This is a genomic window from Maribacter sp. 6B07, from assembly GCF_002700155.1.
GTDB lineage: Bacteria > Bacteroidota > Bacteroidia > Flavobacteriales > Flavobacteriaceae > Maribacter > Maribacter dokdonensis.
This window is the reverse complement of record NZ_PDUT01000002.1, coordinates 365,305-387,799: the sequence shown is the minus strand read 5'-3', so window position 1 is coordinate 387,799 and position 22,495 is coordinate 365,305. Positions and strand designations below refer to the sequence as shown.

The following is a 22,495-nucleotide window of genomic DNA, read 5'->3' as shown; positions in this document are numbered from 1 at the left end:
AAAGAAAAGAAATATGAAATCGACAAAAATAATTTTTTCAACATTCGCGCTATTCACCGCTTTGGTGATCATAAATGCGTGTAGCGAAAATGATCTGGAACTGGTAAACCCTAACGGTCTATCCCCAGATACATTTTTTAAGACAGAAGCCCAAGTTCAATCTGCCGTCAATGCGGCATATGCAAATTTGCAAACACGAGGACTGTACAGCAGACATATGTTTTTCTCACAAGACAACATGTCTCATGAAAATGATGGTAATCCGCAATTAGAATCGGACAAAAGGCAATATTTAGATTTCTCCTTTGATTCTAGCCACGGTCCTATTGCAGACTACTGGGAAAGTTGCTATAGAGGCATCAACAAAGCAAATTTTGTAATTGGTAATGAAGAAGCTATCAACGCCATAGATGAAGGTTTGGTTAGTACCGCTACCAAGCAAAAGTTTATTGGCGAAGCTAAATTTTTACGTGCGCTATATAACTTTCTTTTAGTAACCAGATTTGGAGACATGCCTTTAATTACTGAAATACCTACAACTACGGTTGGGGTTGCCAAGTCAACTGCCGATGAAGTTTATGCGTTGATCATATCAGATTTACAAGCAGCCTCCTCTAGTTTACTGGACAAAAGTGAAGAGGATAATGGTAGAGCCACCAAAGGTGCGGCCATCGCACTATTAGGCAAAGTATACCTATACAGAGGAGAACATGCTTTGGCATTAGCAGAATTCAATAAAATTTCGGGCTACTCACTAGAACCAAATTATTTTGACAATTTCACGGAGGAAACTGAACATGGTGTAGAATCTATCTTTGAAATTGAATATGATGATGCTTTGGGGGCAAGTGCAAAATGGGATTCATCGGTTACGGGTGCAGGTCCAAACGAAGCTACTTTTAGAGGTCAAGAATATGGTTTTAATGATTGGTTCAATGTTTTTCCATCAAATGATTTGTTAGATGAGTTTGAAGATGGCGATGCAAGATATGCCGGTAGTTTTTATTCTGTAGGCGATACGTTTGCTGGCGGAGTGGTTACAGCCGAAATGTTGACTGCTGGTGAACAAAGAAGAGCTGGTTGGAAAAAATACCAGAACTATTACAAAGATGCCAACGAAGATCAAGAGTCTGGCATAAACTTTAAATATTTACGCTATGCAGATGTGTTATTGATGAAAGCTGAATGTGAAAACGAAGTAGGTTCTCAAGATAATGCTATTGACTTGATCAATGAAGTTCGTGAAAGAGCAACATTGGATGATTTGCCATACGGACTTTCTAAAGCTGAAGTGTTTGAGGCTATTGTTCATGAAAGAAAAGTTGAATTGGCAGGGGAGCAAGTACGTTTTAATGACATTTTAAGATGGAATTTGACCGACACAGAATTGGCAGGGACTAATTTTCAAACCGGAAAAAATGAGCTTTGGCCCATACCGGATAGAGAAATATCCTCAAATGAAAACATAACGGCGGCAGACCAGAACCCTGGTTATTAAGAGAGTTATGTTGAGTTAGTTTAGTTTGATTGGAGCAGCATGTTAAAACATGCTGCTTTTTCTATATACTTGCTAAGAATACCTTATTTTGAAAATTAAATTTGATACTATGAAATCATCAATTGCTCTAAGGCTATTTATTTGCTCATTGGGCTTATTTGTATGTATAAGCTGTAGTGAAAAAACCAAGGCTGTTAATGGCAAAATTTTCTCAAGCTTAGATGCTAGCCAAAGCGGAATTGATTTCAGTAATGTACTTACCGAAAACGATTCCCTAAACTATTTCACTTATGCTTATCTATATATGGGTGGTGGCGTTGCTACAGGTGACATCAATAATGACGGGCTGCCAGACCTTTTTTTTACCGGAAATCAAGTTTCCAATAAATTATACCTCAATAAAGGTAATTTGCAATTTGAAGATATAACCGCCACTGCAGGTGTTGCTGGTGATGACCGCTGGTACACTGGGGTTACCATGGCAGATATAAATGGAGATGGATTTCTGGACATTTACTGCTCCGTAAGTGGAAAATTCTCTCCAAAAGAAAACCAATTGTTCATTAATAATACCGATGGCACTTTTACCGAGCAAGCTGCCGAATATGGGCTTGCCGATAATGGCAACAGTGTGCAAGCGTCTTTTTTTGACTATGACAAGGACGGCGATTTAGATGTCTATGTTGCCAACTACCCTCCTACCAACTTTACGTCTCCTACTTTCTATTATTCCTTTAAAATGAAGAACCCAAAGTCTTCAGAGTCCGATCACTTATACAGAAATGACGGCAATAAATTCATTGATGTAACTGAAGAAGCCGGTCTCAAAAATTTTGGTTTAACATTAAGTGCTACCGTAGGTGATATAAATAACGACACCTGGCCGGACCTTTATGTTTCCAATGATTTCAACTCACCAGATTTTATGTATATCAACAACCAAGATGGTACATTCAAAGAAGTGGTTAAAGAAGCTACAGCGCATACTGCTTTCTATGGTATGGGAACAGATATAGCAGATATTAACAATGACGGCAATCTAGATATTTTTCAGGTAGATATGGATGCCAGAAGCAACCGAAGAAAAAAAGCAAATATGGCCAGCATGAATCCAAGTTTATTTTGGGCAGTTGTCAATGCTGGTTTTCATTACCAATACATGCATAATTGTATGCAACTTAATTCAGGTATTTACACAGATGGCATCCCACATTTTTCAAACGTATCTAGAATTACCGGCACCTCATCTACTGACTGGAGTTGGGGACCATTGTTCGCTGATTTTGACAATGATGGCAATAAAGACTTATTCGTATCAAACGGAACAAGAAAAGAAATCAATAACAACGACTACTTTAATAAATTAGATAAAATAAAAATCAAAGAAGATACCCTACTCCAACTGAGCAACAGTATACCTTCAGAAAAAATAGAGAATTTTATTTTTAGAAATAATGGCAATCTAGATTTTGAAATGGCAAATGACATTTGGGGAATAGATTACAAAGGTTTTTCTAATGGGGTTGTTTACGCAGATTTAGACAATGATGGAGATCTTGAAATCATTACCAACAACATAGATGATAAAGCTTCGGTATTTAAAAACAATAGTTCTGAAACCAACAACTTCGTTACTGTAAATTTTAAAAGTGATGACGAGAACACTATGGGTCTGGGCAACAGGGTCTATGTTAGTACAGATGGTGTAACCCAAGTACAAGAACTCACCTTATCTAGAGGATTTCAGTCATCTGTAGCTCCAGAATTACATTTTGGTGTTGGTAAACATACCACAATAGACGAAATCAAAGTAGTTTGGAACAATGGTAAGGAAGAAATCAAAAAAAATATAAATAGCAACCAAAAACTAACTTTCGCAAATAAAGAAGCGACTAAAATAGCTACCACTACTACAGAATCCCCAAGAATATTTACTACGGATACCACCCAATTTTTTCCGGAATACAAGCATGTTGAAAATTACCATGATGATTTTGCTACGCAAGTTCTTTTACCTCACCAAATGTCAGCTTTTGGTCCTGCTTTAGCCATTGCCGATGTTAACGGAGATGGATTGGACGATTACTATATCGGCGGATCTGCAGAACAAAAAGGTGCATTATTTATACAAAATGATTCCGGTTTTGTACAACAGAGCAGTTCTTTTCTTGACGAAGATATTTTAAGTGAAGACACTGGAGCTCTATTTTTCGATGCCGATGACGATGGTGATAAAGATCTTTATGTGGTAAGTGGTGGATATGAGTTTACAAAAACCGACAATTTACTTAGAGACAGATTGTACCTCAATGATGGAAACGGTGAATTTACCAAGGTACCAGAAACCCTTATGCCAAATGTCATTTCCAGTGGTTCTAAGGCATACAATGCCGATTTTGATAATGATGGTGATGAAGACCTTTTAGTTTTGGGCAGACAAGTACCAGGTAATTATCCTAGCCCTGCAAGTAGTTATATTTTGGAAAATATAAGTAATGACAATGGCGTAAAATTTCAAGTGCACAAAAAATTGCAGCCAAATGCATTTAAGAACTTAGGAATGGCAACTAATGCCGTAATTACTGATTTTGATCAAGACGGCCGAAAAGACATTATTGTTGTTGGGGAATGGATGCCAATTAAAGCATTTAAAAACACTCCTGACGGATTTATAGAAGTTTCTGAAGATATGGGGCTAAGCTCTGACACTACCGGTTGGTGGTGGAGTATTGAACAAGGTGATTTTGACCAAGACGGTGATATGGATTATGTAGTTGGCAATAATGGCCTAAACTATAAATACAAAGCAACTGAAAACGAAACCTTTGACATCTTTGTTAACGATTTTGACAAGGATAATAAAGACGATATAGTATTGAGCTACTATAATGACGGAAAGCAATATCCTTTAAGAGGGCGTGAATGTTCATCTCAACAGATCCCGGCGATAAAACAGAAATTCCAAAACTATGAGAGCTTTGCAGAAGCTACGTTAGAAGATGTTTATACTGAACGTTCATTGCAATCATCACTTCACTACCAAGTAAAGTCATTTGCAAGCGTGTACTTAGAAAATAAGGATGGTAAGTTTATAGTACATCAATTGCCCGTAGAAGCCCAAATATCAAGTGTAAACGAAATTTTGGTCAACGATTATGACAAAGATGGGTATCTGGATATTCTATTGGCCGGAAACCTTTTGGTATCTGAAGTAGAAACCCCGCGTAATGATGCTGGCTACGGCTTGTTCCTTAAAGGCAATGGCAAAGGTGATTTTTCTCCCGTTTCAGCTAATGATAGTGGTTTGTTTATACCTGGTGACGTAAAGGCTATGGGTATCATACAAAAAGGAAGTCAAGACAAATACATTCTTGCAGCCAAAAACAATGATTATTTACAATTTGTAAGATGGAAATAACGAAAAGGTTATCGTTATTTAAAACATAGTAGAGACTTAAAAAAACTATGGCATTCACACCTTGTACTACATAGGGGGAAGATAAAACGAACCTATAATTATGAAGGTTACCTAAGGTTTTCTTATTTCTATAATTGAATGCCCAATCATGTTTAAACCTTTAAATAATTATATTTTTAAAAGCACCTCTTTTAATTAAAGTTATAGTTTATGAGACTTAATATCGCAATTATAGTATGCTTAATAAGCTTAGCCACCTTTGGGCAGCCGCAAACTATTGCCGATAGATATAATTTTGTAACTATAGATGAAGGCATACCAAAAAGTGCCATTACGGGAATTTTACAAGATAACGACGGACTTATTTGGATTGCAACATATGGTGAAGGGCTTTATAACTATAATGGCACCGATTTAAAGGCATTTAAACAAAATTCTACTGATAGTACTTCAATTAACAGTTCTATTGTGCACACTATTTACTTAGACTCAAAAGATCAACTTTGGGTGGGCACTAGTAAAGGTCTTAATCTTTACAATAGAACTTTGAACAATTTCACAAGTTATAATTCAAAAGGCATAAAAGATGTACCTGTTTTCTCTATAAAAGAGAGCTCAAAAGGGGTATTGTTTATAGGCACCCAAGCACATGGCCTTTACACTTTAGACCCTAACACAAACAAAATTTCAGAAATTAGAGATGCTTTAGCTTCAAACGGCAGCAAGTCTGTCATTAATGCTATTGTTTCTCTACCCCACGGCAATATGATGATCGGTTCTAATTTAGGTCTATATCACTACAATGCAGAAAAAGATATTCTAAACGAACAAAAAATAGGCAACGATAAAAATAGCTACGCCATACAGTCGTTATCGGTTGATGAAAACCATAATATTTGGGTAGGTACTTTTTCTAAAGGGCTTTTAAAACTAACTAGAAATGATCAAGGCGTTTTTAGTTCCCAACAATTTTCATTTACTGATAAAAGAATATTCGGTATTAAAAAGCTTGATAACCAAACCATAATTTGCGCTACTGAAAATGATGGCGTCTTTGTATTGGATACATTTGGAAATCCTATTTACAATTATACTTATGATAAGTTTGACCCAAACAGTATTCGATCAAATTCAATTTGGTCGGTTTTCGTAGACAACCAAGATCGAATTTGGTTGGGATATTATAATAAAGGCATTGGGGTATATGACAAATTCTACGATAAGTTTCAAGACATACAAAGTTTGCCCTATAGTACAAACTCATTACAATCTCCTTCTGTTACAGGTATACTTCAAGATACCGATAACAATTTGTGGATCGGTATGGATGGCGGCGGTATTGATAAATACAATTTAAAAACACAAGAATTTCATCACCTAAGCGATGACCAAAATTACAAGTCCTTAGAAAAATTAGATATTCAAACCTTGTTCTTAGATAACGATGAAAACTTATGGGCAGGTACATGGAGCTCTGGTATCTACTTCCTACCTAAAAATGGTAACAAGGTCATCAATTATACTATCAATAATACAAATGGCGGTTTAACATCCAATAGTATTACAAACTTTGCTCAAGATACCAATGGCAAAATATGGATCGCTACGTTTTTTGGAGGCTTACACTCCTTTGACCCAGGAACCAGACTTTTTAATAATCATGCTGACGCCTCATTTAACACGTCACTTGGCAAAGAAGGACATATACGATCAATTCTTATAGACGATAATGATCATATTTGGATCGGTGGTCCTTATGGCCTTCTAAAAGCCTATAAAAACAATGAAGAAAAATTTGTAACTCAGGTTTTTAATGAAATTATTACGGGTGACAGCTCGGTAGAAAACAATATTAATTCAAGAGCACTCTTTCAGGATAGCCAAAAGAATATCTGGTTAGGCACCTATGAAAAAGGTGTTTGCAAAATCAATAGCAAACAGAATACCATTGAATGGTTCAATACTAAAAACGGTCTTGAACTTGAAAATGTTTCATCGATCATAGAAGATAATAATGGAAATATTTGGATTGGTGGAGATAGTGGCCTATCCATGATAGATACCAATACGAATGAAATCTTCAACTACAACAAAGAAGATGGTTTACTCGCCAATAACTTTAATTATAACGCCGTAACCAAAGACAATGACGGACTCCTATATTTTGGCAATTACGAAGGCATAGACTATTTCAACCCTACGAACATTTTAAAAAACGGTCATGAACCTAGAGTCTACTTTACAGACTTAAAATTATTCAACACATCTGTAAAACCAAATGATACAGATTCACCGATACAAAAAAACATAGACCAAGTAGAACATTTAACCTTAAATGCCAAACAGTATGTCTTTACCCTAGAATTTGCAGCTATTAATTTTACCAGGGCCAACAACAATAATTACGCGTACTATCTAGAAGGTTTAGAGGATAATTGGAACTATGTAGGTAACAATAGAACCGCCACCTACACCAACCTCTATCCCGGTGATTATGTTTTTCATGTAAAAGCCTCCAACAATGATGGGGTTTGGACAGAAAGCCCCTTGCAATTACCAATTACCATACTCGCTCCGTGGTGGGCTACCAAATGGGCCGTTGGTGCCTACGTACTTTTCATTATAGGTTTGGTATATATTATTAATTGGTATTTGAACAAACGAAGGGAAGAACGCAGAATTATTCAATTAGAAAGATCGCAACGTCAACAAGAAGAACTTCTAAATGAAAAGAAAATTCAATTTTTCACCAACATTTCGCACGAGTTTAGAACTCCCCTTACCTTGATTATGAATCCTATCATGGATATCATGGAAACCAATAATTACAAGCTCAACAAAGGGTTGAAAGAAAAACATAGAATAATATACCGGAATGCACAACGTCTAAAAAATTTAATTGACGAGCTGATGGATTTTAGAAAACTGCATTTACATAAAATGACATTGAATTCTTCTAAGATAAATGCCTATAAGTTTGTAAAGGAAATCACAAAGCACTTTGAAGAAGAGGCCTTTGAAAAAAATATATTGCTCAGTACAGAAACGGATGACAATATTGAAATGGATTTTTGGGGAGACCCCGGTTTACTTGAAAAGGTCATTTTCAATTTGTTATCAAATTCATTTAAGGCTACACCGGAAAACGGCGTTATAACTTTAGGTATTTATGCCCACATGCATAAGGTAGTTTTCCCGCTTTTAAATGATTCTACTCCCCGAAATGCATTGGAAATCAGTATTGAAGATACCGGATCGGGAATTAACAAAGAGGATATAGAACATATATTCAAACGGTTCTATCAAGCATCTGATAAAACGCAACAGTATTTTGGCAGCTCAGGTACAGGAATTGGTCTAGAGCTTGTGCAAAGCTTTGTACAACTCCATAAAGGGATGGTTGAAGTAGAAAGTGAAGTCGGTCAAGGCACCAAATTCACCTTATTGTTTCCTCTAGGCAAGGACCACTTAGACTCATCAGAACTAAGTATCCCTACCGGTAAAGCAAATAAGGATATTGAGGAAGAATATGCTATGGAAGATGTTTCATCTAATGCGCTATTTGATCTTGAAACTGAGAACAAAAAGACAATTTTAATAGTAGAAGACAACACCGAGTTAAGAATCTATTTAAAGAACAAACTAAGAGCTGATTATACCGTTGTAGAGGCAGAAAATGGTAAAATAGGATTACAAATTGCACTAAAAGGAATTCCCGATATTATCATTACAGATGTAATTATGCCAGAAATGGATGGTTTTGAGTTCTGTAAACAAATAAAGGAAGATTTAAAGACCAGTCACATACCTGTAATTATGCTTACAGCTAAAGCAATGAGCAGTGACAAAATTAAGGGTATAGATTCTGGTGCAGATGCCTACCTCAACAAACCGTTTGAAATGAAACTGTTGAAGTCTTACATTAACAGGCTTATAGAAAGCAGACAGCAATTCTTAGAGAACAATATTAACGACAAGAATAAAATCACCCTTTTAGATAACACCTCTAATTTAGATAAAACCTTTATGCAAAAGGTGTTAGACTACGTAAATGAAAACTTGGGAGAGCCCGATCTTAATGTAGAACATTTGGCAGATGACATGTCATTGAGCAGAAGTCAACTTTATAGAAAAATAAAGGCCATAACCGGTATGACGGCTAATGAACTAATTAGAAAAATTCGTTTAAAGAAAGCAAAACAGATGATTGAAAGCGGTAGCGACTCCATTAGCGAAGTTGGTTTTAAAGTTGGTTTTTCATCTGCATCCTACTTTAGCAAGTGTTTTAAAAATGAATTTGGAATTCTACCTACAGAATTAAAAAGTACTACTTAACTTTTATCCTTCTAGTTGTGTTTTAAGCAAATTATCATTTCTGCAATTTAAAGGTCTACAATCATCGAAATACCCACAATTACTAGTGTCAACTGATAATAATGCAACAATTTTAGCATCTAATGCGCCATAAATTCTAATGGAACTTAATTGCCAATTGTATTTTTAGAGTCTGTTCAAAAACTAAAAATCAATTATGTTCCATATGAAAAACAACCCATCAGCTCTATTTAAAAAAATCAAAAATCTGTCTTTTATTGCCCTTCTTTTTCTAATGGTAAATTGTGCAGATCAAAAACCTCCTTTACCAGAAACAAAAGAAGTATCCTTAAAAGAATCCTTTACAGATAACTTTCTAATTGGTGCAGCTGTAAATGATGCACTAATTTCATTAAAAGATAGTCTTGGCGCCAACTTAATAAAAAAGGAATACAATACCATTACGCCAGAAAATTCAATGAAATGGATGTATATGGAACCCCAACAAGGCGTATTTGAATTTGAAACTGCTGACCGTTATATAGATTTCAGTACTAAAAACAATATAGCCTTCATTGGCCATAATTTGGTTTGGCATAGTCAATTGGCAGAATGGGTTGAGAAGATAACATCTGCAGAAGAATTAAATGCCAGTTTAAAAAATCACGTGCAGACCATAGCTGCTAGGTATACAGGTAAAATTCACGGTTGGGATGTAGTCAACGAAGCTCTAAACGAAGACGGCACATTGCGTAATTCATTATTTCTAGAAAAGCTAGGTCCAGATTATTTAGTGAACTCTTTTAAATGGGCAGAAGAAGCCGACCCAAAAGCGGAGCTATATTACAATGACTACAACATGACCCATGTAGAAAAAAGAAAAGGAGCTATTGAATTGGTAAAAATGCTGCAAAAGGAAGGTGTTAAAATTGATGGTATTGGCATGCAAGCGCATTGGGGCTTAGAAGACCCAACACTAGAACAAATAGAAACGAGCATTTTAGCTTATGCAGATTTAGGGATTAAAGTGATGATGACCGAGTTGGACATCACCGTATTACCCAACCCTTGGGATCTGGAAGGCGCAGAGGTAAGTCAAAATTTTGAAGGCAGTGAACAAATGAATCCGTATAGCGATCAATTACCCGATAGTGTAGCCACTCAATTGGCAAAACGCTACAAAGATATTTTTGAGCTTTTTGTGAAACATAGCGATAAGATCAGCAGGGTTACCTTTTGGGGTATTAATGACGGTCACTCTTGGCTAAATAACTGGCCCATTGAAAAAAGAACCAATTACCCATTGTTATTTGACCGTTCATACCAACCAAAAGCGGCATACCATAGCGTTTTGGAAATTAAGCAAGACAGCACTCATTAAACATTATAACCAAACAACTTTAAATGAACAACGAACACAAAGTATCTTTAAAAGAGAAAATAGGTTACTCTTTGGGGGATCTATCGGCAAACTTGGTTTTTCAAACCTTGGTAACCTATTTGGCATATTTTTACACGGATATCTACGGTCTAGAAACCAATGATGCATCATTGATTATATTCATCGTAGGTATGCTTGCGGCATTTGCGTTTAATCCGATTGTAGGAGCCTTAGCAGATAGAACCAGAAGCAAATGGGGCAAATTTAGACCATGGATCTTATTTACCTCGGTTCCGTTGGGTGTAGTAGCACTATTAGCTTTTAGCACACCAGATTTTAGTTATACGGGTAAAGTGGTCTATGCAGCGGTAACCTACACCCTACTCCTGTTACTTTATGCAGCCAATAATTTGCCCTATGCCGCTTTGAGCGGTGTTATTACGGGCAGTATGAAAGAGCGTAACAGCATTTCTTCTTTTCGATTTGTTGCTGTAATGTTCGCCCAGTTCTTTGTTCAGGTATTTATGCTGCCTATTATTCAATATGCAGGTAATGGCAATAAGGCCGTAGGTATAGAAATTGTCATGACCTATTTGGCGATCATTGGCACGGTAATGTTACTAATTACTTTTTTTACCACTAAAGAGAGGGTCATACCAACAGTGGAACAAAAATCCAGCTTTAAAGAGGATTTAGGTGACTTATTGAAGAACAGACCTTGGATCATCATGTTAGTATTGACCACACTTGTATTTATCACATTGGCCATGAAGGGCGGATCCTATGTATATTATTTCGAGAATTATGTAGATGCCAATAGTTTGGCAACTTTCATAGGTCCATTACTGAATAGTTTAAAATCCGTTGGGATTAATTTCTTTGGAGATGATCCAATATCCGCTGGTTTTGGACTGTTCAATGCCGGAGGAATTATTTTCATGATCGTTGGCATTTCACTTTCTAAAGCTTTAGCGGATAAATATGGTAAACGCGATGTTTTTGGTTCTGCCTTATTCGTGTCAACCTTATTCATAGCGGTATTCTATTTTTTCCCCGCTACTTCTGTAGAACTTATGTTTCTATCCCAAATACTTCATGGTTTCTTTTATGGAATAACCATACCGCTTTTATGGGCAATGATAGCAGATGTAGCCGACTATTCCGAATGGAAAAATAACAGACGTGCAACAGCCATCATTTTCTCTGCCATGATGATCGGGCTTAAACTGGGATTAACCATAGGTAGCTCTCTGGTAACTTGGATATTGGGACTCTACAATTACATCCCAAAGAAATTTGCCGCTACAGAAATAGTTGTACAGCCAGACAGCGCTATTGAGGGAACAAAAATGCTGGTAAGTATTTATCCTGCCATATCATTTTTTATCGCCATTGCCCTATTATTTCTGTATGAAATCAACAAGAAAATGGAAAACCAAATAGAACAAGATTTAATAACAAGAAGAAAAGCTTAATTATGCCAGAAGAAAGTATAGATCATATTGACTTTGACGAATTGAACAAAAATGCGGTTTCTCAACCTTTGGTGAAACACATTTACACTGCAGATCCATCTGCCCATTATTTTAATGGTAAAATATATATTTATCCATCGCATGATATAGAATCAGATATTCCATTTGATGATTTAGGCAGCCATTTTGCCATGGAAGATTACCATGTGCTTTCTATGGATAGCATTGACAGTGAAGCTACGGATCACGGAATTGCGTTGCATGTTGATGATGTAGCCTGGGCAGAAAAGCAAATGTGGGCTCCAGATGCCGCACATAAAGATGGTAAATATTACTTGTACTTTCCTGCAAAAAAGGCTGATGGAATATTTCAAATAGGTGTTGCGGTTTCTGATAGTCCTACTGGTCCGTTTAAGGCGCAACCCGAAGCAATTAAAGGAAGTTATTCTATAGACCCAGCCGTTTTTGAAGATGAAGACGGCTCTTATTACCTATATTTTGGAGGTATTTGGGGCGGACAGTTACAGAAATACAGAAACAATACCTACAATAAGGACAATGAATTGCCTACACCAAACGAACCGGCTTTATTGCCCATAGTGGCAAAACTTACAGATGACCTCTTGGAGTTTGCCGAAGAGCCTAAGGAAATTCAAATATTGGATGCCGAAGGAAACCTATTGCTAGAAGCCGATAATGACCGTCGGTTTTTTGAAGCTTCATGGATGCATAAGTATAATGGCAAATACTATTTTTCATATTCTACAGGTGATACTCATTTCATTTGTTATGCTATTGGTGATACTCCGTATGGTCCTTTTACGTATGGAGGTAGAATTCTGGAGCCTGTGGTTGGTTGGACTTCCCACCACTCTATTTGCGCTATAAAAGACAAGTATTATTTATTCTATCACGACAGTAGTCTCTCACGTGGTGTTACCCACCTACGTTCGGTTAAAATGATTGAAATAGAACACCAACCAGATGGACATATAAAAACAATATCACCCTATACTAACTAACCGGAACTATACGTGATCATTAAGTACCCATTGTTGAAAGTTTACATATCAGCAATGGGTACTTCTTTTTTGTTATAATTGGCATTGACAGCTATTTATCATCTAATTTTACACTTTGTTATAACAAAAACGTACAAATTAAGTTATACAGCAAAGTGTTAAACATACATATAAAATATGTTCAATAAAAAGTACACGGTTTTAGGTGAGACAATAGCAAAAGGTAAAGGCGCCCAGTTAAATCTAGATATCGCCAAACTACACACAAGAACAAAGATCGAGGTTCCTGTAATAGTACAGCGCGGAAAAAAAGATGGTCCTACCCTATTGATCACAGGTGGTATTCACGGCAATGAGATCAATGGCGTTGAAATCGTAAGGCAAATAGTCTCCAAAAAATTTAACCGACCAGATTGTGGCATGGTCATATGCATACCGGTAGTCAACATCTTCGGGTTTTTAAACCAAACAAGGCAATTTCCAGATGGTAGGGATCTGAACAGGGTATTCCCCGGCAGCCTAAGAGGGTCTTTAGCCAGTAGGTTTGCATACCATTTGGTAAAAGATATAGCACCTGTTATAGACTATTGTATAGATTACCATACGGGTGGAGATAGCCGTTTTAATGCACCTCAGATTAGAATAGATAGAGATGATGTAGATGGCCTTGCATTGGCAAAAGTATTTGGAGCTGAATTTATAGTGAAGTCCGCCGGAAGGGAAAAATCCTTTCGTGAGACGCTGCATCAATTAGACAAAAAAGTGTTGTTGTATGAAGGTGGCAAATCGCTTCAAATAGACAGTGAAATAACGGATACGGGCGTTGTAGGCGCCTTACGGATGATGCATCACTTGGGACTTCGAAATTTTGAAAAAGAATTGGCAGCATATGCACTTAAAGAATCTATTCCAAAATTAGTGCATGCCTCTAAATGGATCAGGGCAAAACATTCTGGCATGTTTCACCCAAGTATAAAAGTGGGGGAATCCGTGCAAAAAGGAGATGAGATAGGAAGCATATCCGGACCGTTCGGTTACTTTGAGAAAAAAATAAAAGCGAAAGAAACAGGCTATATTATTTGTATAAACGAGTCTCCAATAGTGAACCAAGGTGATGCCATTTTTCACATTGCGCATGATGTAGAATAAATTAAGAAACCCTAAACACATCACCCAAAAAGTTAAAGATCACCTGCAACTAAAAACAGTTATTAAACTGATACTAGGATCTTTATGCAACCAGCAAAAAAGTGTATTATTTTATTTTTAGGCGCATCTAAAACTTAATTCAACACAACTTTTTCTTTTGTTCAATATATTGCTAAAGCGCATTTCGCATGATCACTAAGCTCCAAAAAATGTAATCACTGCTCATTTAATCATTACTTCTCCTATCCTCAACACTTTACGCCAAAAAACGCCCCCAATATTTGGAAGTAAATAACATAATTTAAAGTTAAAGATCTCATGAAGTTGAAATACACCAATACATTATTTACATTAGTGTTACGGGTATTTCAAAATCATAATTTGCATGACCGAGATAGAAAAAACGTTACAAAATAAAAGTGTCAGACCTACCGCCATGCGCATACTTATCTATAAGTATATGGCCAGCAAAAATACCGCTGTTGCTTTGACAGATATTGAGAATGCTTTTGACAAAGCGGAGCGCACTACACTCTACCGCACCTTAAAAACTTTTGAAGAAAAAGGACTGGTACATCAAATTGATGATGGCACTAATATCTCAAAATTTGCGCTATGCGAACCCGGGTGCAATTGTGAAATTGATCAAGATCTTCACCTACATTTTCACTGTGGTAATTGTGACAAAACCGTTTGTTTGACCGAACATAAAATTCCCCATATAAATCTGCCCCAAGGATACGTAGCCGAAGATGCCAATTTGGTCATTAAGGGCGTATGCGATTCTTGCAGCCAGCACTAAATGCACTTCTGTTGCACTGATGTTTTGCCCACCTTTGCGGTGTTATGAAAAAGAACCCATTAAAAGAGACTGCAACTAAAGCCCCTCAAAGTTCATGCGGACATTGTTGCGGTAACGAACATACAACAGAAAGCACTGGCAAAGTTTCAAATTTCAACCTATACCTGCCTGCCATCATCAGTTTTTTGATGTTACTTATTGGTATTGCCATTGACTATTTCAACATATTACCATTTTTCAACAACTATATACGCCTAGCGTGGTACATTATAGCATATATACCCGTTGGTTTCCCCGTCATTAAAGAAGGCTGGAAAAGCATTAAAAACGGAAACTTTTTTACCGAGTTCTTTTTAATGGGAATTGCAACTATTGGTGCGTTTGCCATAGGCGAATATCCTGAAGGTGTTGCGGTAATGGTCTTTTACGCCGTTGGTGAACTCTTTCAAGGTGCCGCTGTAAAACGTGCAAAAGGCAATATTAAAGCTTTACTTGATCTACGACCGGATCATGCCTTGGTTTTCCGTGATCATAGCTATATTTCAGTAGCACCGGAACTCGTGGAAATTGGAGAAAAAATACAAGTTAGAGCCGGAGAAAAAGTACCATTGGACGGACAGTTAATTTCTGAAAAAGGAACATTCAATACTGCGGCACTTACCGGTGAAAGCAAACCAAGGTCCCTAAAAAAGGGAGCTCCTATTTATGCAGGAAGCATCAACACATCTGGCGTTGTCGAAATTACCACTACCAAAACATACAAAGACAGCTCTATTGCCCGCATTTTAGACATGGTACAAAATGCAACGGAGAGAAAATCAAAGACAGAACTGTTCATTAGAAAATTTGCAAAAGTTTACACCCCCATAGTCACATACCTTGCCATTGCACTGACATTTCTACCTTACTTTTTTGTAGAAAACTATGTGTTTCAAGATTGGCTGTACAGAGCTTTGATATTTCTTGTAATCTCTTGCCCATGTGCTTTGGTAATTTCTGTTCCCCTAGGGTATTTTGGCGGCTTGGGCGCAGCTTCCAGAAACGGAATTTTACTTAAGGGAGCTTCATTTCTAGACACCATGACCAAAGTGAACACGGTAGCTTTGGACAAAACAGGCACATTGACCAAAGGGGTTTTCAAAATAAAGGATCTTGCTAAAGATCAGATCTTTACCGAAAGCGAATTCATGAACTACTTGATCGCCATAGAATCTCAATCCACACATCCTATTGCGAAGGCTATTTTAGAATATGAATTAAATACACAACCCTATAAAGCAACAGAAGTAACCGAAATTGCAGGCAAGGGTTTAATAGGCATGGTCAATACCATTACTGTGCTTGTGGGCAACAAGGCTCTTATGAACGACCACCACATTAGCATACCAAAAGAAACGGAAACTGTTGTTGAATCTATAGTTATGATGGCAATAGACGGAAAATTTGCCGGCTACGTAACTATAGCCGATGAAATAAAAGAGGATGCCTTATTGGCTATAGCGAATATGCGTAAGGCGGGTATTCAAAAAATTGTCATGTTATCCGGTGATAAAGATTCCATAACCCAAAAAGTAGCACAAGAACTAGGGTTGGATTGGGCAAAGGGCGGACTGCTACCCGAAGATAAATTGGCGGAAGTGGAGAAATTAAAAAATGAAGCAGGGACCAAGGTGGCATTTGTGGGTGACGGAATCAATGATGCTCCTGTACTGGCCATTAGTGACGTAGGTATTGCCATGGGCGGATTAGGAAGTGATGTTGCCATTGAAACTGCTGATGTTATTATACAGAACGATCAGCCTACAAAAATTGCCACAGCAATTAAAATAGGAAAATCTACCCGCAAAATCGTATGGCAGAATATTGCCTTGGCCTTTGGGATAAAAATTATTGTTCTTGCTATGGGTGCAGGTGGCATGGCTACCATGTGGGAAGCCGTTTTTGCAGATGTTGGCGTTGCCCTACTAGCTATTTTAAACGCAGTGCGTTTGCAAAAGATGCAATGGAATTAATGGCTAATTCGAACTTAATGAAAATTGAGCAATCCTGAGAACAGTAGCTACTATTTTAACATCAGTAACAATCCGTTTTTAACTGATCGCTTTGCTCAAAGGCTTCAAATGTAATTTGTTGGTTTCCTTCAAGAATTTTTTCAATTACATCAAGTACATCATGCTGCATTGCTAAAGATCCGCAGAGCATTATGGTGCCTTTTTCATTTATGGTCTGCAAGACCAATTCCTTTTGCTCTAGAACGGCATCTTGAATGTATTGTCTTTGTCCTTCTCTAGAATATGTAGCGAACAGGTTGAAATTCTTTAAGCCTGACCGACTTTTTTGCAAAATATCATCATAAAGCGATTGCGAAGCCCTTGTACGCCCTCCCCAGAACAATGTGGTATTCTGAGCTGTATTTTCAGAGATCATTCCTAAGAACGGAGCTATTCCGGTACCATTTGAGATGAAAATTGAATTTTTAGCATTTTTAGGTAAATGAAAATGGGGATTCACGTCTATAGCAGCTTTAAAAAATTGACCCGTTTCTAACCCATATAGAAAATTAGAGCCTCTGCCCAACTCATGTTTTTTAACACTTAATAAAATATAATCATCCACCCTAGCGATGGAATACTGACGAACCATCTCATCATTATTAGGGAAAATTGCCAGTAAATCCCCAGATGTAAAATCAATTTTAGATGCTGGTCTTAATCGCAATAAAAAAGTATCGTCTACATTTAAATCCGTTCGCTCCACCACCTCAAAGTCCACTTTTTTATATTTCTTCTTATGGATCAACGGTCTCTCTACCGGAATGGTAAAACCAACTTTATTGGAGAATTGAATCAACCAAAGTTCAAAAGATTCAAAATCTGCCTGATTAATTTTAAACAGCGGCAATTGTCTTTCAAAATTATCATCTGCATAGATCTGCTGATCCACATCTATGGCATATTTACAGTAATCAGGATAATCTAAAGACCCAAATCCCACTACAGAATATGCTATAGCATTTGGCTGCGTTACCGTTGAAAAGATTGTAGGGAATTTGCGGGCATTGGTAGGCGGCTCACCTTCACCATAGGTAGATGTAAACACAATGATATTTTTAGCTTTCGCATAGGCGCTATACTTGTTAAGCTCCGTTAAATAGACCTTCTTCCCTACTTGTGTTAATCCGTTATAAAATCGCTGTGCAAAATCGAACGCCGTACCACTTTCAGAACCTACTAAAATAACATACTCACATTCATCCTTATCGGGCATTTGCGAAACTCCTTTAGCTTTCTTTCTCCGTTTTAAAGTCATCACGAAACCTGAGTACATAAAAAACAAAATAGACGCACTGGCCAATAACAGGATAACGGACCATAATACATTACCCTCACCGGTATGCAATACCAAACTTAATCTTGATGCTAAGGTCACAAACGGATAATCTCCCTTACTAACAATCTCCCCTGTTTGCTGATGTACCTCAACTTCCTTATCCTGTAAAGCAATGAGATAGTATTCTTCCGGATCATCTGAAAAAGGAAATTCTACCTGGCGTATTTCTGCCAAGGTAGTTTCCTTAAAAAACGGAATATCCGCAATGTTTTCGTATTTCTGAGCTGAATTGCTTACCGATACCTCAACCTGATCAACCGTTGTTTTCGGCAATAAATTAAATTTTTCCGCAGATAAATACACCCCGGTAAAAGCAAGAATTATGATGGGTATAAAAAACCATCTGCTCAATACTACGTGGTACTTTAGCTCAAAGTAATCTTTCTGGACTTTTGTAAATAATTTTAAAAATCCGCCTTGGCGCTTAGCTAATAAAACCAATCCGGTAACAGCAATAATCAATAATAGTAATGAAATTAGACCAACAAAGAACCTACCTATACTCTTTAAAAAAAGGGAACGGTGTACATTGGTTGCAAATGTATATACATAAGGCCGCTCCTCTACTTCACCAAGCTGTTCTCCAGTAAATGGATCTATATACACATCCAAAGTTTCCATCTCCATGGTCAATACGGAAGCTTTTACAAAGCCAGATGATTCTACTTCTAAACCCAACACCTCATCATATGAATCTTTAAGAGCAGTAATGGTCGTTGCCAGCGGAACTTGATCTAAATCTGCCACGACATAACCTTTGGTTTGGTGCGAAATAGGCTCTACGGCAAGTATAATACCGGTTATAGAAGCTACCACCAAAAATAGAGATGAAATTAAGGCAAGTGTAAGATGACTATAACGCCAAATAGAAATGGTCATAAGTAGGAATCTAGTTTTATAACAGTATATAATTTAAAAAATTCCAGAATGGCGGTTTAACGCCAATCTGGAAATGTGATTGTAAAAAAAGCAAACAAGTAAAAAATAAATGAACGCAGTCAACATGTTTTTATGAGCAAATAACATTATTGTACTTGACTGCGCCCAAAATATGATTCATCTTTTATAAGGTCATTTATTGCGGCATCATACGTACATACCTAATAAAACCTTTGCCTTCAACTTTTGTCTTTAAATTTTCGGTCGTTAAAGGAAATTGAATATCATCTGCGTAATACCCTTGGTCTTCTACAGAAGTTTCAAAACGAAGGTTGTAACCCTGGTCAATTTTATCATTAGGTATTTGCAGCACGTTCAATGCACGCTCTCCACCACTAATAGTTTCTCCAGATATGGCATCTATGTTTGGACGGTGTTTTCCGTAAAATTTCCACCATTCGGTTATTTCACTATACCACTCACTATCTTTGCCCTGCACATATAATGTTTCTACATACTCATTATCGGCATCCACGATAGACACTATTAAGTACGCACCCTCACCTGTATAATTGGTCAATTGAATAAGGCACTTTACGGCAGTTTTGTCAACTACGGTAAAAGCGGATAATAATGATCCTACCAAAACTACGGCCGGTATAAATTTTAAAAATCTTTTCATTTTAATACTATTGGTTCTTTATTTCATTGATAAGCTAAGCGACACCTAACTTATTGCTTTAAAAAGTTTAACGATGTATTTCCCTTTTGCAACATTTCATTTTCACTAGCCAGGTCATAAACCGTTTCTTCAAAATCTGTTTTGCTATTGGCATCCGCACCTTTGGCGATCAAAAACTTTAACAATTTATCGTTTTCCGCTTTCATGGCCGCAACGTGCAAAGCAGTCATACCCTCATCGTTTTTGGCATTTACATCGATATTGAAATCTGCTATCTTTTTCATGAGCTGCAAATCGTTCTTTTTGGCTGCAACGTGGTATAAGGTATTACCCTCACCTTGTACGGTATTGAATTTTAAACCTTTTGCTTTCAACAAAGCCAGTTTAGCATCAAAAGCCTTCGCATTTCTTTTACTGTAAGAATCCGTAAGAAAATAAGCCGCAGTATTACCGGTAGCATCTTTAGCATTGATATCCGCACCTTTTTCAATTAAAAATGCAACTACATCAGCTTTGTTATCATGAGCGGCTAGCATTAAAGCTGTTTCACCATCGTTATTGGCCGTATTGATATCCTTAACACCCTTGGCCAATAATTGAACAACGGTCAAATCATTTCTAGCGGCAGCATTCAAGAAAGGAGTGTTTCCTTCTTCATCTGCTTGATTTACATCTGCACCAGCTTTTAAGAACAGATCAAAAATAGCAGCATCTTTATTACCAAAAGCTAAACGGTGCAATGGGGTACTACCATTCTTTTCAACAATATTAGGTTCCAATCCTAGACCTTTTAAATACGTATAGACCGGTAGACCATTACTGAATCCGCGACCACCTTGAGATGCGAACATAAAGGCATTACCACCATTATTGTTCAATGTTTTGTAATCTACCCCTTTGCTTATCAATAATTTCAAGAAATCTATATTCCCCTTTTTGGTAGCGTAGTTAAAAATGCCGTTGCCGTCATCATCCTTACTATCAAGAGCCAAACCCTTGTTTAAAAAGAAATTCAACTCCTCTTCAGATTTCAATGATGGTGCCGCCAATAATAGCACATTGGTACCATGCTCATTTTTCTCCTCTTTAAGGTTCACCCCTTTTGCCTCAAAAGCCTCATATATTTTAGGATTTGTTAGTCCCGCATTGGCTCCAAAGGCAAGAGGTGTATACCTGTGACTATCCAATGCTGTTACAGAAGCACCGTTATCCAATAGATATTGAACCAATTCGGCATCACCGGCATACGTTGCCCAGTGTAAATAAATACGGCTATCATGGGTTTTCTTATCCACTTCATTACCCTCTAAGGACAATAAATATTTAACAACCTCAGTATCTGCCTTGCTGGTTATGGCCAGTGTAGTAGCATCAAAAGAATTGCTGTCTTTTGCAATTGGATCGTTACCCTCTGCTATTTTTTGCTTTACAGTGGCAACACTTGGGCTACTCTTCCAAAATGTACGATCTAAAAGTTCATTCTTTTGCTGGGCAATACCCGTAAAGCTTATGAACAAAAATGCGGTCAGTGCTAATTGTTTTATGGTTTTCATGTCCTTATTGTTTAACGAATGATTCTATTACTTCTTCTATTTCATCTTTTTGATCATATTCATCATCAAAAAGGTATTTGTACAAAACTTTATTATCTACTTTTTCCTCTAAAGAAAGGTCCTTATTTCTGCCATAAACATCATCCCATTTTGTACGTACCAAAGCCCATTTATCCGCATTGGATTTCCACCATGATGCGGCAGCGGCACATCTACTATCATCAACCTTTACATAAGTGTTATACCCTTTTTCCTGAGCTAATATGACATCTTCTTTGCCTGCCTCACGAATAACCTTTGTATTATCTTGATCGTGCAACCAACCGTAATCCGTAACCTCATGGCGATTTCCACGAACGGTTAAATTATAGTCGCTTCTTGTAGTGTATTCACGTCTTGGTAACGGGGCATCTGAAGTATTTTCCCAAAAGCTTTTACCATCTACATGTACCCATGTAGATGAGCCTTCATACCTAGGGCTATCATCTACTTGATATACTTTTTGGGTCCATTGCCCTTTTACCTTATCTGATGGCAATTTTTTGAATGTCCATGTATTATCGGCATTATAAGAATATAGGTCTGTATTTTGATACAGCCAATCTTGCCTCCAATGCTTTACAATATGCGGGTCTGCAGGGTTACCTACCTGCAACAGGTGCTGAATGGATATTTTATCATCTTCATCCGTCACCAGTTCTGCCCACTCTAAGCCCTTATCCACTTTTGTTTTAGAAGGCTTATACAAAGAATCCGTACTATGGTGGAATGTTTCGGCAAAGTTGAAGGTTACTTCAAAACAACCGCACATACTTTTTATAGCTTCACGGTCATCGTTCTTTTTCGCCTTTTGGGCAATTGTACTAGCAGATACTACTAATGCCATTATGGTAGGTAATACTGTTTTCATTTTACAGGTGTATTATTTTTTG

The 22,495-nt window shown here is 37.2% G+C and carries 13 protein-coding genes; 9 read left to right on the top strand and 4 right to left on the bottom strand.

Annotation, left to right across the window (positions count from 1 at the left end; all coding sequences use genetic code 11):
* Window positions 1-13: 13 nt before the first annotated feature.
* The 9 genes from CSC80_RS11400 (at window position 14) to CSC80_RS11360 (ending at window position 17,071) form a co-directional block, all read left to right on the top strand.
* On the top strand, window positions 14-1,498 hold the full coding sequence (locus CSC80_RS11400) for a RagB/SusD family nutrient uptake outer membrane protein (RefSeq protein ID WP_099191943.1): 1,485 nt from the start codon (window positions 14-16) through the stop codon (window positions 1,496-1,498).
* Between the two features lie 109 nt (window positions 1,499-1,607).
* Entirely contained in the window at window positions 1,608-4,916 is a 3,309-nt protein-coding gene (locus CSC80_RS11395; protein ID WP_099191941.1) for a VCBS repeat-containing protein, read from the top strand.
* 210 nt (window positions 4,917-5,126) lie between these two features.
* Window positions 5,127-9,251, top strand: coding sequence for a two-component regulator propeller domain-containing protein (locus CSC80_RS11390; protein ID WP_099191939.1), 4,125 nt, complete (start codon window positions 5,127-5,129; stop codon window positions 9,249-9,251).
* 196 nt (window positions 9,252-9,447) lie between these two features.
* Entirely contained in the window at window positions 9,448-10,611 is a 1,164-nt protein-coding gene (locus CSC80_RS11385) for an endo-1,4-beta-xylanase (RefSeq protein WP_236973379.1), read from the top strand.
* A 23-nt stretch (window positions 10,612-10,634) separates the two neighbouring features.
* The gene (locus CSC80_RS11380) at window positions 10,635-12,086 is read left to right on the top strand and encodes an MFS transporter (RefSeq protein ID WP_099191937.1); all 1,452 of its coding nucleotides are present in this window, start codon (window positions 10,635-10,637) and stop codon (window positions 12,084-12,086) included.
* Between the two features lie 2 nt (window positions 12,087-12,088).
* Window positions 12,089-13,108, top strand: coding sequence for a glycoside hydrolase family 43 protein (locus CSC80_RS11375; protein WP_099191935.1), 1,020 nt, complete (start codon window positions 12,089-12,091; stop codon window positions 13,106-13,108).
* Window positions 13,109-13,285: 177 nt separating this feature from the next.
* A complete protein-coding gene (locus CSC80_RS11370; protein WP_091605064.1) occupies window positions 13,286-14,257 on the top strand; it encodes a succinylglutamate desuccinylase/aspartoacylase family protein in 972 nt (323 codons plus the stop codon).
* Between the two features lie 385 nt (window positions 14,258-14,642).
* Window positions 14,643-15,059 carry a transcriptional repressor gene (locus CSC80_RS11365; protein ID WP_071341937.1) on the top strand — a complete coding sequence of 139 codons (417 nt, stop codon included), beginning with the start codon at window positions 14,643-14,645 and terminating at the stop codon, window positions 15,057-15,059.
* A 44-nt stretch (window positions 15,060-15,103) separates the two neighbouring features.
* Window positions 15,104-17,071: a heavy metal translocating P-type ATPase gene (locus tag CSC80_RS11360; RefSeq protein ID WP_099191933.1), complete on the top strand. Its 1,968-nt coding sequence runs from the start codon at window positions 15,104-15,106 to the stop codon at window positions 17,069-17,071.
* Window positions 17,072-17,132: 61 nt separating this feature from the next.
* On the opposite strand, the gene CSC80_RS11355 is transcribed toward CSC80_RS11360, so the two are convergent.
* The 4 genes from CSC80_RS11355 to CSC80_RS11340 form a co-directional block, all read right to left on the bottom strand.
* Window positions 17,133-19,328 carry a PepSY domain-containing protein gene (locus CSC80_RS11355; protein WP_099191931.1) on the bottom strand — a complete coding sequence of 732 codons (2,196 nt, stop codon included), beginning with the start codon at window positions 19,326-19,328 and terminating at the stop codon, window positions 17,133-17,135.
* A gap of 196 nt (window positions 19,329-19,524) precedes the next feature.
* The gene (locus CSC80_RS11350) at window positions 19,525-20,010 is read right to left on the bottom strand and encodes a DUF2271 domain-containing protein (protein WP_099191929.1); all 486 of its coding nucleotides are present in this window, start codon (window positions 20,008-20,010) and stop codon (window positions 19,525-19,527) included.
* A 50-nt stretch (window positions 20,011-20,060) separates the two neighbouring features.
* Window positions 20,061-21,563, bottom strand: a complete 1,503-nt coding sequence (locus CSC80_RS11345; RefSeq protein ID WP_099191927.1) for an ankyrin repeat domain-containing protein — start codon at window positions 21,561-21,563, stop codon at window positions 20,061-20,063.
* 4 nt (window positions 21,564-21,567) lie between these two features.
* Window positions 21,568-22,473 carry a DUF6607 family protein gene (locus CSC80_RS11340; RefSeq protein ID WP_099191925.1) on the bottom strand — a complete coding sequence of 302 codons (906 nt, stop codon included), beginning with the start codon at window positions 22,471-22,473 and terminating at the stop codon, window positions 21,568-21,570.
* Window positions 22,474-22,495 lie beyond the last annotated feature (22 nt).